A 15354-nucleotide genomic window follows, 5' to 3' on the forward strand; every position below is an offset into this window, starting at 1 on the left:
ACCATGGCTCCGCCATGCCTCAATCCTCCGCCTTGCAGCTGCACGCACCCAGCCCCGCTCCTTCTCCCACCTCCCATTTGCCGGTCGGTCTAAGTGTCCGGTCGAGGACCGGGCGGAGCTGATCGCCGCCGAACCGGAGAAGTTCTTCACGCGCGAGGGCCACGACGACACCCATGGGTGGCTCCGGGTGCGGCTCGCCGCGCTGGACGACGTGGACGAACTGACGGCGATCCTCGCCGACTCCTGGCGCCAGGCGGCAACCCGAAAACTCCAGGACGCCCATCCGGAGCTGGGCCTGGCCGCGACCGACGGCGCTGTCTGACCGCTTCTGGACCGGGAAGCGGGACGCGTTGGGCGCGGATGTGGAAGGGCGCCGGCGGCGGATACGACCCGCCGCGGCCGCCCACGCCCTGGTCAGCCGCCCAGGAAGCCGGTGATCCGCTCCCGCAGCCCGTGCGGATCCAGGCCGTGTGCGGCGAGGTGTTCATCCATCTGTCCGTACCGGCGCAGCTCCGCCTTCCCTACGCCGAGCCCCAGCACCCGGTGCGGCAGATCGACGAGCGCATCGTTGGCGGCGCTCGTCGACGTGCCCGCCAGGTACGGCTCGACGATCACCACGTCCGCCGTCTCCCGGCCCCCGACCGCGCGCCGGAGTCCCGCCGCGTCGAAGGGGCGCACGGTTGTCGCGTACAGCACCGTCACATCCAGGCCGTCCGTCGCTGCCAGGACGTTGTCCAGCATGGGGCCGACGGTGATCACTGTCCCGTGGCTCCCCTCCCGCACCGGTGTGAACCCGGCGCCGACGCCGACCGCCCGGGCCCGCTCGTTCTGCTGGAGCGAGAGCCGCAGGTAGACCTTGTCCTCTCCGGCGGCAGCCTGCCGCAGCAGGGTCTCCGCCTCGTCGGGGTGGCCCGGCACGTGCACCGTCCAGCCGTCGAGGGTGTCCATCAGTGCGACATCGCCGGGCGCCATATGGGTGACGCCGCCGGCGGGCCAGTCGTACGAACCTCCGGCGCTGACCAGCACCCCGGACACGCCCTGATGCCCGAAGTCGAGCTTTACTTGCTCGAACGGTCGCTCCACCAGAAACGGGGCGAATGTATGCATGATCGGTCGCATCCCGGTCAGTGCCAGTCCGGCCCCCGCGCCGACCAGCAGCTGCTCCCGGATACCGACGTTGATCACCCGGTCCGGATGGGCGCGCTGGGCGCGGTCGAAGCCGTCCCGGCTGATCTCGGCCAGCACGACGGCGAGCCTGGGGTCGTCGTCCAGCAGCCGCGACGCGGTGGTGATGAAGCGGTCACGCATGGTGTCCATGAGTCGGGTCTCCCTCGTTTCGAAAGCTGTGTCGCAGGTGTGCGGTGATGCTGGGGTCAGCTCTTCGGGGCGACGCGGGCGACCACGGCCCGCGGCTGCCCCGGATGCGGTTCCGTGTATGCCGCGTACAGGGCCTCGTGATCGCGGCCGTCCACGGTCTCGGCCGACCAGCCGGCCGCCTCGAACCGGGATGCGATGCCGCCGGGCCATCCAAAGGTGGCGGAGGCGTTGTCGATCACCAGGGTGTGCAGCTGCTCGAGTCCGGCCGGACCGGCGTAGGCGATCGCCTCGTGGTTGCTGCCCTCGTCCAGCTCGGCGTCCCCGATCAGCACCCAGACCCGGGGGTGGGTCAGCCCCTGCGCCCGGAGCCCGAGCACACTGCCGACAGCCAGCGGCAATCCGTGCCCCAGCGAACCGCTGCCGATCTCGGCGCCGGGAACGAGCACACGGTCCGGGTGATGCCCCAGCGGTGACTCGTACCCTCCGAACCCGGGCAGCAGCTCCTCGTCGAGGAATCCGTGCGCGGCGAGGACGGCGTAGTACGCCATCGGTCCGTGTCCCTTGGAGAGCAGGAACCGGTCCCGGTCCGGGGCGTCGACGGTGTCGGGGGTGACGCGCAGCACCTGGTCGTACAGAACCCAGAGGGCGTCGAGGGTGGAGGTGGCGGCGGGCCCGTGCTTCTCGTCGCCGGTCATCAGGCTCATCAGGCGGTTCAGGTCACGGTATGTGTGCGCCGGAGCGGCTGTCTCGATCGTCATGCGTCCAGCATTCAACCTCAAGGTTGGTTGAGGTCAAGCATGGAAAGGCGTTCGTGAGCACCCACTCAAGTGCGGTATTGTTCTCATGTGCGTTCGGCCAGGGGAAAGCCCAGGTCAAGCGCACATCGGGACGTGGCGCAGCTTGGTAGCGCACTTGACTGGGGGTCAAGGGGTCGCAGGTTCAAATCCTGTCGTCCCGACGGTAACGTCGCACTTCAGGGGCCGTTTTCGAACGGCCCCTGAAGCGTTTCCGGGAGCAGCGTGGGAGCCCTCTCCTGCTCCCACGCTCCCAGTGCTCCCACCGACCCCGGTTGGCGTCAACCTAGGATTGACCGCGGGTCGCCCGATCTGGTCGCTCCACGGCCCGCGGACCGGCAGCGATGGCTTTGACTCGGTAAAGGGGTCGGCTCGCTCCCATCCGCCAAGTGCGGTCCTCATTGCCGCCCCCCTTTCGCTTCGGTCAAAGACCCCGTGGCCAGCTACAGACTTCGCCCACCTCCATGGCTGCACCCCCTGCTTCTGCGGCTTGGCATCGGTCTTCACCGCGGACCGGCCGGGCGGTGTCCGCGAGGAGGCCATCACCGGCAGCCCCACTACGGCTGCGTCCGCGGCCAGTAGACGGCTTTGGCGAACTCCGACGCTGCACCGAGAAGCGCAGCCAGGTCGTCGACCTCTACCTGTCCGCCACGATCGTCACGCTCCGTATGGACATCCGGCGCGCCACCCATCTCTACCGCTGGGACGGCACCCGACCACCCGAAGGCTCAAGTGACGCCTACTGCAAGGTAATCCAACGAACGTCACGGGGATCACCAAGGGCGGCGGCCGCGAGGTGCTGGGGGTGATGGTCGGGGACAGCGAGACCGAGGTGTTCTGGAACCAGTTCCTGCGTCACCTGCGCGAACGCGGCCTGACCGGGGTCCGGCTCGTGATCGGCGACCACCACAGCGGCCTGGTCAAGGCCATCCGCAAGGTCATGCTTGTGGCCGCCTACCAGCGCTGTCGCGTTCACTTCCTGCGCAACGTGTTCGGCGTGATCAACAAGGAGGGGGCGGAGATGGTCGCCGCGACGATCCGCACGATTTTCGCCCAGCCAACCTCCGACGGGGTCCGCACCCAGCTGGACACCGTCGCCGACATGCTCGGCATGCAGTTCCCGAAGGTCAAGGCGATGCTGCTGGAGGCGAAGGACGACCTGACCGCCTTCGAGGTCTTCCCGGAACGACATTGGAAGAAGATCAAGTCGACGAACCCGCTGGAGCGGATCAACCGCGAGGTCAAACGCCGCACCGACGTCGTCCAGGTCTTCCCGAACGAGGACGCGCTCCTGCGGCTGGTCACCGCCGTGCTCTTCGAGCTGCACGACGAGTGGATCGCCTTCCCCCGCCGCTACCTGCCGGAGGGCGGCATGGACCAGCTCTACCCCACCGAGCTCCCCGAAAGCGCCCCCGCGCTACCCAACACCACCAGCACAACGTCCGATTGATCGGCTACACCACGAGAAGGGACGTGACCATCGCCCCACCGCCCGCCGGTGAACTCGCCGAGGACGGGCGGGGCTTGCTGCCCCTCGCCGCCGCCACCGACCGCTGGGGTATGGAGGAGCTGCCGGGCGGGGCGGGCAAGACAGTGTGGTTCGAGTGCGACCGCGCGGACGGGTGAGGCCATGCCTGCCGCCAGGAGTTGCCGTCAAAGTGTCAGGCCCACATCGGGGAGCGATGCGAGGGTGACGGCTGCCTGATCGGAAACCCTGGTCCTGGGCTCGGCGGTCGGCGCAGGCCGCCGCTGGCTGCCGAATATCGGCGACATCGACATCGATATCGCCCTCGACGAGACGGCACGGAGCCTGACGGGCCGAATCCGTAGATCGGCCGGCGCAGAGCCGACGTGAGGGGCGGGCCAGGCGGTGCCGGACTGCACCACCGTGCGCGGCGGCCAGGGCCAGAGGGAGTCGCCTGGGCTGTCGGAATCCGGCATGTCAGGAACCTGACACCACCGCAAGCGTGACATGAACAGGTCGACAATGGCACGCTCTCGATCGGCCGCAACGGGGCGAGGCGTTCCCCACAAGGATCTCGCACCTGCGGTCATGTCCTCCTCACCGCACCACCAGCTCTCCTCGGACAGTACCCACTGTCCGGGCTGTCACCGGGCGCAACCCCGGTCGCCACAGAAGGAGTTCCGCGTGAGAACGACCCCCCGCAAGGCTGTTGCCGCGAGCGCGCTCTTAGCGAGCGCCGCGATGATCGCCGTTGCGCTCCCTACGTCCGCCACCGCCGACACCCAGGCCGACATGCCCAAGGCGCAGGTCCGGGCCGGCGCGCTGCAGGTCCAGCTCAGCCCGAGTGAGCGCGCCACGCTGCTCGCCGACGCGCAGGCCACCGTCGCCACCACCGCCAGGACCCTGGCCCTGGGCGGCCAGGAGCAGCTGCTGGTGAAGTCCGTCCTGAAGGACGCCGATGGCACGGTGCACACCCGCTACGAGCGGACCTTCGCCGGACTGCCGGTCCTGGGCGGCGACCTGGTCGTCCACACCGCCGCGAACGGCTCCACCAAGGGCGTCACCAAGGCCACCAACGCGACCATCACCGTCGCCTCCACCACCGCCGCCAAGAGCGCCGGCTCCGCGAAGACCTTCGCGGTGGGCCGCGCCAAGGCCAAGGGCGTCGCGAAGGCGAAGGCCGGCACCGCCCGCAAGGTGGTCTGGGCCGCGTCCGGCACCCCGACCCTGGCCTGGGAGACGGTGGTCGGCGGCACCCAGTCCGACGGCACCCCCTCCGAGCTGCACGTCATCACCGACGCCAAGTCCGGCAAGAAGCTGTTCGAGTTCCAGGGCATCGAGACCGGCATCGGCAACAGCAAGTACTCCGGCCAGGTCACCATCGGCACCACACCGGCCGACGGCAGCTACTCGATGACCGACGGCACCCGCGGCGGCCACAAGACCTACGACCTCAACGGCGGCAACGGCACCGGCACCGGCACGCTGTTCACCGACCCGGACGACACCTGGGGCGACGGCACCACCAACGACCGGCAGACCGCCGCAGTGGACGCCGCCTACGGCGCCCAGCTCACCTGGGACTACTACAAGGACGTCCACGGCCGCAACGGCATCAAGAACGACGGCGTCGGCGCCTACACACGCGTCCACTACGGGACCAACTACGTCAACGCGTTCTGGGACGACCGCTGCTTCTGCATGACCTACGGCGACGGCGCCGGTAACGCCAAGCCGCTCACCTCCATCGACATCGCCGCTCACGAGATGACCCACGGCGTTACCTCCAACACCGCGGGCCTGATCTACCGCGGCGAGTCCGGCGGCCTCAACGAGGCCACCTCCGACATCATGGGCGCCGCCGTGGAGTTCTGGGCCAACAACGCTTCCGACCCCGGTGACTACCTCAACGGCGACAAGATCGACATCCGCGGCGACGGCACCCCGCTGCGCTACATGGACAAGCCCTCCAAGGACGGAAAGTCCGCCGACGCCTGGTACCCCGGTATCGAGTCCATCGACGTCCACTACTCCTCCGGCCCGGCCAACCACTGGTTCTACCTGGCCTCCGAGGGCAGCGGCGCCAAGACCGTCAACGGCGTGGACTACGACTCCCCGACCTCCGACGGCCTGCCGGTCACCGGGATCGGCCGGGACGCCGCCGCCAAGATCTGGTACAGGGCCCTGACCACCTACATGACCTCGTCCACCGACTACGCCGGTGCCCGCACCGCCACCCTCCAGGCCGCCGCCGACCTGTACGGGCTGGGCAGCGACACCTACGTCAACGCCGCCAACGCCTGGGCCGCCATCAACGTCGGCCCGCGCGTCGTCGACGGCATCATGCTGACCAACCCCGGCCCTCAGACCAGCGCGGTCGACACCGCCGCCAGCTTCCAGGTCCAGGCCACCGGCTTCAACCCCGGTCGCCTCAGGTACTTCGCCACCGGCCTCCCCGCGGGCATGACCATCGACCGCCGCACCGGCCTCATCACCGGCACCCCCACCACGGTGGGTACCAGCGAGGTCACCGTCACCGTCAGAGGCTCCAGGCACGCCATCACCACGGCGACCTTCACCTGGTACGTCTCCAGGGGCATCTTCGAGAACACCACCGACGTGTCGATTCCGGACGGGGGCGCGGGCGTCCCGGGCCCCCAGGTCTTCTCGGACATCGACGTCACCGGGCTCTCGGGTCAGGCACCGAGCGACCTCAGGGTGGACGTGGACATCAAGCACACCTACCGCGGTGACCTGGTCATCGACCTGGTCGCCCCCGACGGCACGGTGTACCCGCTGAGGAAGTGGAACTGGCGCGACTCGGCCGCCAACCTGCGCGCCACCTACACGGTGGACGCCTCCACCCAGGTCGCCAACGGCACCTGGAGGCTCCGGGTCCAGGACCAGGAGCGCCGCGACACGGGCTACATCGACAGCTGGAGGCTCGTCTTCTAAGCGCGTCCGGCAGTAGGCACGCACCGGCGGCCAAAAGGTGCCCCGGATGAAGAGCAGGCACGAGCCGCGGTGGTCACGGAGTTCTCCAAGCTCAGCGATCACCGGCAGGCTCGTGCCTGTCCTGCTGTCATGCCTGCTCGAACCCCTGCGGCGCCAATTCTCCGCGCTACTGCCTGAGCACTTGGACACCCACCCGCAAGGACGTCCAACGGGCCGTCATGAACATCGTCGACGACGACTTCGGATGCCTGCCACGACTGCGCAGGGCGATCGACGGGGCTCGGGCGGCGAATATCCCCGTGATCTAGTCGGTCGAGCTGTCCAAGGTCCACATCACGCAGGTCAAGCGCACTGAGGAACGGGCCTGGGTCGTCCTCGACCGGCACGGCTGCGTGGTGCGTACCTCGACGACTCGCGGCACGGAGCTGACGGACGGTCAGACTTCCTTGCAGGCGACGGGCCGGGATGCGGTCCCTCCCGCAGGTACCAGGACAGGGATGCCTCAAGGTGACCTCCACCCTGGTCAACGAGCAGGGTGAAGAACTTCCGGCGCGCAAGGGGCTGTTCGGTGTGAGCGGTCGTTTCCGGCTCACGGCGGACGGACAGATCGTGGTAAAGCCCGGTGCGGACAACTCGCGCAACCCCCGCACTATCGCCGGCACGACGCGAGACGGACAGATCATGCTCGCGACGATCGACGGTCGCATGACCACCAGCGTCGGCACCACCATGGACGAGACCGCTGCTGTCGCTCAGGCGCTGGGCCAGGGAGGCGAGGATTCCGGCCTGGGCGGCCGAGCCGGTGCGCATCCGCCGGTGCCACTGACCGAGACCGGGCCGTGTTCCGTGCGCGCCGACCGGTCCGAGGCGTAGGCGGCGCACGCTGAGCACGGCCTCCTGAAGCGCATCAGGCGGTGTGAGAGTGATTTTGCGCAGGTCAGCCGCGGTGAAGTGTAAGCGCATCATGCCGACCAATCCTGACCTGAACTGGTCCTTTTAGCCATGCCTGAAAGGCATGGCGACCGCAAACCGCCACACGCAGACTGTTTCCCGGTACCCCGGCAGCACACGCCGGGTCGCCGGACCAGGGGGCTCACCCCCTAATGGTCTGCCGCGGGAGTTCCGGTGGAAGCCGACAGGGGGGCCTTCCACTGCGCCCGCGGCTTGATTCACCACCCGTTCGCCATTCGACCTGGAGGTTCTCATGTTTGTGCACAGGCATTCCCCGACCGTCGGCTCTCGGATCACGAACATCCGCAGGCACATCGCCGTGGGCCTGCTCTCCGCCGCGTTCGTCGGCGGAACCATGACCGCCGCGCCCGCTGCTCAGGCTGCCACCTGCGACGTGCAGATCGGCACGACCTACAAGAGCGGAAGCTACATCGTCGGATACGGCAGTCTCAGCAACTGCCCGAGCACTTCGACCGCAAAGCTGATCATCCAGCGGTGGACCGGCTTCTACTGGAAGGACTACGCGACGGGCACCGCCCACCAGGGCTACGACACCTACGTCCGCCAGAACTGCAGCGGAACGGGTACCCAGACCTGGCGGACCATCATCTCCGGAACGACCATCGGCGGCGAGTACCGGATCAAGACGTCCAACCAACTCCGGGTCTCCTGCGCCTGACACCACATCGGACCGGCGTCGGCCCGTCCGACGCCGGTCTCCGCCATGGCGTCCGTGCAGCGCCGACTCCCGGGTGGCCTCCCGGCGAGGAGCAAGGGCACGCAATTGTGCCTGGTGAGTGCCGGACAGGGCCGGGTGGGAACGGGCCGCATGGGCCCGGGCAAGCCTCACAACTTGTCCGGCCCGTACGTCCCTTCTCATTTCACGGCGCACAGTGTCGGGCACCTCGCTGTGCCGGCTGTAGACCACCAGCCGCTGTCGGCGGTCCTCGACGGTCGCCGGGCGTGACAGCTGGGTCGCCAGCGAGTCGACGAGGTGCTGAAGCTCCAGGTACATGGTGAACACCTCCGGGGCAGTGCAGCCCGTGCTGGGCGTCGAGCACTCCGGCGCTGCCGCGATCAGTTTCCAGGTGATCAGCTCAGCCGGCCGCACTCAGTCAGTAGGCGCAGCGGAAGCCGGTGTGGCCCGCAGAGCTGTCAGGGGTATTGCCGGTACGGGCCGCCAGACGGTAGCGGTTGCAGTAGGTGTGGTGGCACATGTGGGATCCGCCGCGCATGACGCGGACGTGACCGGTGGAAGGGCCGGTGGGGTCGTTGCGGGTGGCGGGGGTGGCGGGGGTGTGCCAGTCGGCGCTGAACCAGTCGGCACACCATTCCCAGACATTGCCGGAGGTGTTGTAGAGGCCGTAGCCGTTGGGCGCAAAGGCGTTGACGGGCGCGGTGGAGCGGTAGCCGTCGGCGGCGGTGTTGTTGTGCGGAAAGTCTCCGCGCCAAATGTTGCAGCGGGGGCGGCGGTTGGGGTCGAGCTCGTCGCCCCAGGGGAAGCGTCGGCGTTCGTGCCCGCCGCGGGCTGCGTACTCCCATTCGGCTTCAGTCGGCAGGCGCTTGCCGGCCCAGGTGGCGTAGGCGTTGGCGTCGTGCCAGGAGATGTGGACGACCGGGTGGTTCGGCCGGTTGCCGATGGAGGATCCGGGGCCTTCGGGGGCTCGCCAGAAGGCCCCCTGGACCGCGCGCCACCAGGGGGCGCCGGGGACAGTGCCATTGAGGACGTGCCGCCGCGCGTCGGGGTGGAGGAAGCCTTGGAAGACGTACGACCAGTTGAAGCGTTCGGCTTCGGTGACGTAGCCGGTGGCTTTGACGAAGGTGGCGAACTTGGCGTTGGAGACGGCGTGGACGTCGATGTGGAAGGGGCGCAGGCCGACCTGCCGCACCGGGCCTTCGCCGTCCTCGGGGAAGGCGTCGGGGTCGTTTCCGCCCATCCAGAAGGTGCCGCCGGGGATGGCAGCCATGCCGCGAAGGATGTCCTTGCGTTCTCGGTGCGGGGCGGCGATGGGTGCGGGGGAGAGGGGTGCGGGGGCCGTCGTTGATCGGTTGCTGCGCTGTGGTCCGCAGCAGGCGTGGCCGGTCGCACCTTTGGCCGTTGGCCAGGGGGCGGTCGGCGGTCGGACGGCCTCGATGTCGATGAAGACCACGGCGTCCCTTTCCATCTCGGGTGCCGCTGGGTGAAGCGGTCGGCGGCGAGGCCCGCCTTCCGGTGCGTTGCTGTGTCACTTGGCCGTGGCGGCCTGGTACTGGCTGCCGAGGTAGTAGTCCTTGGCGTCGCCGGGGGCCTTGAGCTTGCCCATGGTCACGAACACGTCGGCGAGCCCGTTGAACCAGCCGTCGGCCGTTCCGTCCTCGGTGAGCTTGGCCAGGTCGCCTGAGGACATGATCTTCACGTACTTGGTGGAACCTGCGAGCTGGTCGGCCGGGAGCTTGAGGAAGTCGGCGGTGACCTTTTCGGAGTCCTGTGGGTGGGCGGCGATCCAGTCGTCGGCCTCGCGCAGCACCGTGGTGACCTTCTTGACCAGCGCGGGGTTGCTGGCGGGCAGCCCGGGCTGGGTGACAAAGGCGCTGGGGAAGGTCAGCTTCGGGTAGAAGTCCTGGGTGCGGGTGACCTCGACGAGGTCGGGGACCCGCTTCTTGATGGTGTCGATGAGCGGGTACCAGAGGGCGGCCGCGTCGACCTGCCCGGAGGAGAAGGCGGCGACGACCGTGCTGGGGTCCATGGAGACGCGGGTGATGTCGCCGGGCTTGAGACCGGCCTGCTCCAGGGCGAGGTTGAGGATCATGTCGCCGGAGGTGCCGTCGGGGACGGCGACCTTCTTGCCCTTGAGGTCGGCGGCCTTGGTGGTGCCGCTGCCGGGGCGGGCGATGACCCGGTCGGCCTGGCCGAGCATGTTGACCGCAATGATCTTGGCCTTGCCGGAGGCAGGCAGCCACAAGGCACCGGGGCCGACATAGCCGAAGTCGAGGTCGCCGGCGCCGAGTGCCTGGACCTGGAGGGGACCGTTGGTGAAGACCTTCAGGTCGGGCTTGAGGCCCTGCTTGGCCCACAGGCCCTGCTTGGCGGCGACGGCGAAGGCCGCGGAGCCGCTGTAGTCCGCGATGTAGCCGAGGCTGACGGGGGTGGCGGCCGGGCCGCCGGAGGAGGAGTCGCCGCTGCTGCAGCCGGTGGCGGATGCTGCCATGACGAGGATGACCGTGGCCGCCCTCAGGCCGGCGGTTCTGCGGATCATGAGTCGGCTCCTTCGATTGTGGTCGGCTGGTGGTAGGCGGCGTTCCAGACCTGGCGCCGCAGTTCGGCGAACTCGGCGGACAGGCGCATCTCCTCGGTGCGGGGGTAAGGCAGGTCGACCGGGATGATCTGGTGGATGCGGCCGGGGCGCGCGGCCATCACGACGACGCGGCCTGCGAGGTAGACGGCCTCGTCGACATCGTGGGTGATGAACATGACGGTGCGCCGGTCCTGGCTCCAGGTCTCCAGAAGGGAGTCCTGGAGGCGGACGCGGGTGAGGGCGTCCAGTGCGCCGAAGGGCTCGTCCATGAGCAGGACCTTCGGGTTCACGGCGTAGGCCCGGGCGATGGCACACCGCTGCTTCATGCCGCCCGAGAGGGTTTTGGGCAGAGCATCCGCGAAGTCGGTGAGACCGACCATGTCGATCACCCGCAGCGCGGTGGCCCGTCGCTCGCGCTTGTTGACTCCTGCGACCTTGAGGCCGAACTCGACGTTCTCGGTGACGGTCATCCAGGGGAAGAGCGCGTACTGCTGGAAGATGACTCCGCGCTCGGGGCTGGGGCCGTTCACCGGCTGGTTGTCCACGGTGACCGTTCCGCCGGCGGCTTCGAGCAGGCCGGCCGCGATATTGAGCATGGTGCTCTTGCCGCATCCGGACGGGCCGACGACGGTGACGAACTCGCCGTCCTCGATGGTGAGGCTGACGTGGTCGAGGGCGACGAGGCCGCCCTTCGTGGTGTCGAAGTCGCGGTAGACGTCGTTGAATTTGATGGCGGGCACGGGCTATCTCCTCTCCTGCCAGCCGGTCAGCTTGCGCTCGGTCAACAGCAGCAGCCGGTCCATGGCCAGGCCGACGGCGCCGATGGTGATCAACTGGACGAACATGGTGGGCAGGTCGTAATAGAGCTGGGCCTGCTGCATGCGGAAGCCGAGGCCGCTCTGTGCGGCGATCAGCTCGGCCGCCACCACGGTGGCCCAGGCCGCGCCGAGACCGATCCGCATGCCGACGAGGATGAACGGGGTGGAGGCGGGGACCACGACGCCGAGGAACACGCGGCGGTCCTTGGCTCCCAGCACACGGGCGGCGTTGACCAGGGTGGCGTCCACCGAGACCACGCCCTGGAAGGTGGAGACCACCGAGGACAGGAACGCGGCCAGGAAGATGACGAAGATCTTGGGCGTCTCGTTGATGCCCATCAACACGATGGCCAACGGGATGATCGCCAGCGGCGGGACCATCCGGAAGAACTGCAGCCACGGCTCGACCAGCCGGCGCACGATCGGGTACCAGCCCATCGCGAACCCCACGGGGATCGCGGCGGCGACGCCGATGACGTAGCCGGTGAGCACCCGCCGCAGGCTGGCCGCGAGGTCGTCGAGGAGGATGCCGTCCCGGATCAGCTGCCATCCGCGGTCGGCCACCGCCGGCGGGCCGGGGAAGCCCTGGATTCCGCTGTGGGCCAGTCCGATCCACACCAGGAGACCGAGCAGCGCGGAGCAGGCCGACAGCAGCAGCCCGCGGGTGTCGACCCCTCTGCCCCGCGGTCGACGGCGGACCGTCGCCCCCGCGGCCGGAGCGGTTCCCTCGCGGGCAGCGCCCGCGGACATGGCGTTGTCACCCCTCATGGGGTCCTCCAGTGGGGAATTCGCCTGCCTGAGGTCCTGGGCAGGCGTGGTCTCGATGCTCATGCCACCTCGTCCGCGACGCCGTCGACGTCGGGCGCACGATCCGATCCGATGTCGGACATGTAGCTCATCCACGTGTAGGCAGGGTCACCGCGGCGCAGCAACTCCTGGTACAGGCGGGTGGTCAGGTCCCGGCGGACGTGGGCGTAGGCCGGGGCGTCGTGGACGTTGTGCAGTTCGTGCGGGTCGACGTCCAGGTCGTAGAGCTCGTTGACGCTGTCGGGGTTGTAGACGAGCTTGTGGCGGCGGTCGCGGATCATCCGCTGCGAGTAGGGGAAGTGGTGGCCGTGGAATTCGGTGACGACCTCCTCGCGAGTGCCGTCGGCGGGCTCCCCGCTCAGCACCGGCAGCAGGCTCCGGCCGTCGCAGTCGTCAGGGACGGGCACTTCGGCCACGTCGAGAATGGTGGCGTACAGATCGATCAGGGTGGCGAAGTCGTCGCGGACCTGCGGGCGGCACCCGGGTATCCGGACCAGGCCCGGAATGCGGTAGATGTCCTCGTACATGGCAGGGCCCTTGTCGTTGAGCCGATGGGAGCCGGTGAACTCGCCGTGGTCGGCGGTGAAGACCACCGCGGTGTCGTCCCACAGTCCACGCTCTTTCAGGGCGTCGAGGAGCCGGCCGACCTGGTGGTCGATCATCGTGACGTAACCCCAGTAGACGGCGATGAGCTTGCGCCAGGCGTCGCCGTCGAAGGCGTCGGCCGACCAGTACTCGGCGTAGCGGCGCTGGACGTCCGGCTTGCCCGCGAACGTCTCGGCCATCGAGGCCGGTAGGGGCACCGAGGCCGGGTCGTACATGTCGTAGTACTCGTCCGGGATCAGGTAGGGCAGGTGGGGACCGAACCAGTGGCAGGAGAGCATGAACGGCTTTCCCTCGGAGTGCCAGTTGTCGGCGTAGCGGTCGAGGAGCTCCAGGGACTGGCCGGTGAGGTAGGCCTCCATGGTGGCCTCGACGGGCTGCTGAAGGCGCCCGGCGATCAGGTGGCCGCGGCCGAGCCCGTTGGGCGCGGCGCCGAAGACCCCGTCCTTGACGGCGAAGCGGGGGTAGCCCTTGGCGTTGAGCCACGCTTCGTAGGAGGGGTGGTGGAACGGGTTGAGGGCACCGGACAGGTGTTCGCCGTCCATGCCGTAGAACTCCGGCCCCCGGGTCCGGCCGATGTGCCACTTGCCGACGTGGCCGAGGTCGTAGCCCGCCTCCAGCAGGGGCGCGGACAGAACCGGGGCGCTGTCCTCGACCTCGTCTCGGGCGCCCCCGTTGCGCTCGGGGTTGACCAGCAGGCCGTGCCGGAACGGGTGCTGCCCTGTGAACAGCGACGCGCGGGCCGGAGTGCAGATAGCGGTCGGCGTGTAGAAGCTGTCGAACCGGGTGCCATCCGCGGCGAGGGAGTCGAGCGCGGGAGTGCTGACGACAGGGTTGCCGTAACAGCCCAACGTGTCGACACGGTGCTGGTCGGTCATCAGGAACAGAACATTGCAGGGCGGCACAGGCGTGGACCTTCCGATCAGCCCCCTCGACGGGAGGCGATGAGCGCGGCGCCGGGCGATGTGAGAGGAGCGTCAGAAGCACTGGGGATTTTTTCCCGGACCGGATCATATTGAGGCCCAAACGTGTCCCACAAGGGGGTGCGCAGTCATTTGACCACCCGTTACCCGGGTGCCAGGCCCGGGGCACGGCCGTCATGCCGGAGAGGGCTCCTTGCGCAAGAGCCAGGCGACTGCGCCGAGCGCGGCCGCGTTGACCCCCAGATCCGCCTGGACGACCTCCACCCGCCGTGCGGCGAGCGGGAGGGCCAAGCGAGCGATCTCCTGGCGGATCGGGTCCAGGACCAAGGAGCCGAGCTGCGCCATCTCACCCCCGACCACGATCCGCGCGGGGTCCAACTGCGCGACAGTCCCGCCCAACACCGCTCCAATCCGCCTCGCCGCGGCGGAGACCACACGAAGCGCCGTCGGGGAGAGGTTCCGCACGGTGTCCACCAAGGCGTCGAGGTCAGCGAGCACGAGATCCCGCTGCGCGCACTGTTCCAGCAAGGCCTCGCCGCCCGCGACGAGTTCGAGGCAGCCTCGCCCCCCGCAGTGGCAGACCGGTCCATTGCGGTCCACGCTCACATGGCCGATCTCACCGGCACCCCGGTGCGCCCCGGCAACTGCGCGGCCACCGATCACGAACCCTCCGCCGATCCCGCTGGACCAACGCACGTAGACCAGGTCCTCCACATTGCGCCCGGCCCCCCAGGTCGCCTCCGCCAGTGCGGCAGCGCGGGAGTTGTTGCCGGTGAGGACGGGAACGCCGAACTCCTCGCCGATCAAGCGGCGCACCTCCTCGACGTGTTCCTCGGCGAGCTCGACGCCCAGGATGCCCGGGAGGCCGATGGCCATGCCCAAGAGGGTCGAAAGGCCTACCGAGCCTTCTTCTGCGGCCTGGCGCATGAGGTCTGCTGCCGCTCGACCCACCACTGCGGCGTCGGGAGCGGCAGGCAGCGCGCGGGTCGCACTGCCCACCACTTCATGGGAGGCATTGACGATGACCAGCCGCATGCGACCACGGGCGGCGTCGATGCCGGCGTACAGGCCCGCCGACGGGTTGAGCACGACCTTTCCGGCAGGCCGGCCCCGGCCGCGGTCGCCCGAGAGGTCCGCGCACTGCTCGACCAGGACGCCGGTTTCGAGCAGCCCGGCCACCGTGCTGAAGAGGGTGGTCTTAGGCAGTCCGGTACGGCGACCGAGTTCGGCCCGGCTGAGAGCCCCGGAGCGGCGGAGTTCGGCGAGGACAAGGTCGTCATGGGCCGTGCGCGGACGGCCGTTCGGGGTAGTGGTCACGATGCCATGATGCTCCCCTTCCTCCGTTATTAGACAAAGACTGGAAGAATTGGCACCCGCCCCATCGGCGGGAAACCCACCCCCACAACAACGTCGGTCCCCAAGACCGACCAGGTCTTGGGGACCGAC

12 protein-coding genes, 1 tRNA gene and 4 pseudogenes are annotated in these 15354 nt (G+C 68.9%); 9 read left to right on the forward strand and 8 right to left on the reverse strand.

Annotated features, from left to right (window positions below; genetic code table 11):
- Positions 1–322, forward strand: a pseudogene (locus ACNPQM_RS36015) (hypothetical protein); the annotation flags it as partial.
- Between the two features lie 92 nt (positions 323–414).
- Here the strand turns inward: ACNPQM_RS36015 and ACNPQM_RS36020 are convergent.
- Both ACNPQM_RS36020 and ACNPQM_RS36025 read right to left on the reverse strand, forming a co-directional pair.
- Entirely contained in the window at positions 415–1317 is a 903-nt protein-coding gene (locus ACNPQM_RS36020) for a transketolase family protein (protein WP_418087267.1), read from the reverse strand.
- Positions 1318–1373: 56 nt separating this feature from the next.
- Positions 1374–2075 (reverse strand): transketolase, encoded by a 702-nt coding sequence (locus ACNPQM_RS36025; protein WP_418087268.1) that lies wholly within the window; start codon positions 2073–2075, stop codon positions 1374–1376.
- Positions 2076–2201: 126 nt separating this feature from the next.
- On the opposite strand from ACNPQM_RS36025, the gene ACNPQM_RS36030 reads away from it, so the two are divergent.
- From ACNPQM_RS36030 to ACNPQM_RS36065, 8 genes and pseudogenes are all read left to right on the forward strand, one after another.
- Positions 2202–2275 (forward strand) — tRNA-Pro (locus ACNPQM_RS36030).
- A 414-nt stretch (positions 2276–2689) separates the two neighbouring features.
- A pseudogene (locus tag ACNPQM_RS36035) lies at positions 2690–2847 on the forward strand (IS5/IS1182 family transposase); the annotation flags it as partial.
- 30 nt (positions 2848–2877) lie between these two features.
- Positions 2878–3561, forward strand: a pseudogene (locus tag ACNPQM_RS36040) (IS256 family transposase); the annotation flags it as partial.
- 23 nt (positions 3562–3584) lie between these two features.
- The gene (locus tag ACNPQM_RS36045) at positions 3585–3737 is read left to right on the forward strand and encodes a hypothetical protein (protein WP_418087269.1); all 153 of its coding nucleotides are present in this window, start codon (positions 3585–3587) and stop codon (positions 3735–3737) included.
- A gap of 523 nt (positions 3738–4260) precedes the next feature.
- Positions 4261–6531, forward strand: a complete 2271-nt coding sequence (locus tag ACNPQM_RS36050; protein ID WP_418087270.1) for a M4 family metallopeptidase — start codon at positions 4261–4263, stop codon at positions 6529–6531.
- Between the two features lie 218 nt (positions 6532–6749).
- Positions 6750–6836, forward strand: a pseudogene (locus ACNPQM_RS36055) (cysteine hydrolase); the annotation flags it as partial.
- A 202-nt stretch (positions 6837–7038) separates the two neighbouring features.
- Positions 7039–7404: a phosphodiester glycosidase family protein gene (locus ACNPQM_RS36060; protein ID WP_418087271.1), complete on the forward strand. Its 366-nt coding sequence runs from the start codon at positions 7039–7041 to the stop codon at positions 7402–7404.
- Between the two features lie 331 nt (positions 7405–7735).
- Entirely contained in the window at positions 7736–8161 is a 426-nt protein-coding gene (locus ACNPQM_RS36065; RefSeq protein WP_358859996.1) for a hypothetical protein, read from the forward strand.
- 436 nt (positions 8162–8597) lie between these two features.
- Here the strand turns inward: ACNPQM_RS36065 and ACNPQM_RS36070 are convergent, their stop codons facing one another.
- From ACNPQM_RS36070 to ACNPQM_RS36095, 6 genes are all read right to left on the reverse strand, one after another.
- Entirely contained in the window at positions 8598–9449 is an 852-nt protein-coding gene (locus ACNPQM_RS36070; protein ID WP_418087272.1) for a formylglycine-generating enzyme family protein, read from the reverse strand.
- Positions 9450–9707: 258 nt separating this feature from the next.
- A complete protein-coding gene (locus tag ACNPQM_RS36075; RefSeq protein WP_418087273.1) occupies positions 9708–10718 on the reverse strand; it encodes an aliphatic sulfonate ABC transporter substrate-binding protein in 1011 nt (336 codons plus the stop codon).
- Entirely contained in the window at positions 10715–11497 is a 783-nt protein-coding gene (locus ACNPQM_RS36080; protein WP_418087274.1) for an ABC transporter ATP-binding protein, read from the reverse strand. The genes ACNPQM_RS36075 and ACNPQM_RS36080 overlap by 4 nt, the downstream gene beginning before the upstream one ends.
- A gap of 3 nt (positions 11498–11500) precedes the next feature.
- A complete protein-coding gene (locus ACNPQM_RS36085) occupies positions 11501–12343 on the reverse strand; it encodes an ABC transporter permease (RefSeq protein WP_418087288.1) in 843 nt (280 codons plus the stop codon).
- Between the two features lie 59 nt (positions 12344–12402).
- Complete coding sequence (locus ACNPQM_RS36090; protein WP_418087275.1) at positions 12403–13890, reverse strand: sulfatase-like hydrolase/transferase; 1488 nt, start codon at positions 13888–13890, stop codon at positions 12403–12405.
- 192 nt (positions 13891–14082) lie between these two features.
- The gene (locus ACNPQM_RS36095; protein WP_418087276.1) at positions 14083–15225 is read right to left on the reverse strand and encodes an ROK family transcriptional regulator; all 1143 of its coding nucleotides are present in this window, start codon (positions 15223–15225) and stop codon (positions 14083–14085) included.
- Between the last annotated feature and the right edge of the window lie 129 nt (positions 15226–15354).

Origin of the sequence: Streptomyces sp. NPDC056231 (assembly GCF_048270745.1) — a bacterium.
Classification (GTDB): domain Bacteria; phylum Actinomycetota; class Actinomycetes; order Streptomycetales; family Streptomycetaceae; genus Streptomyces.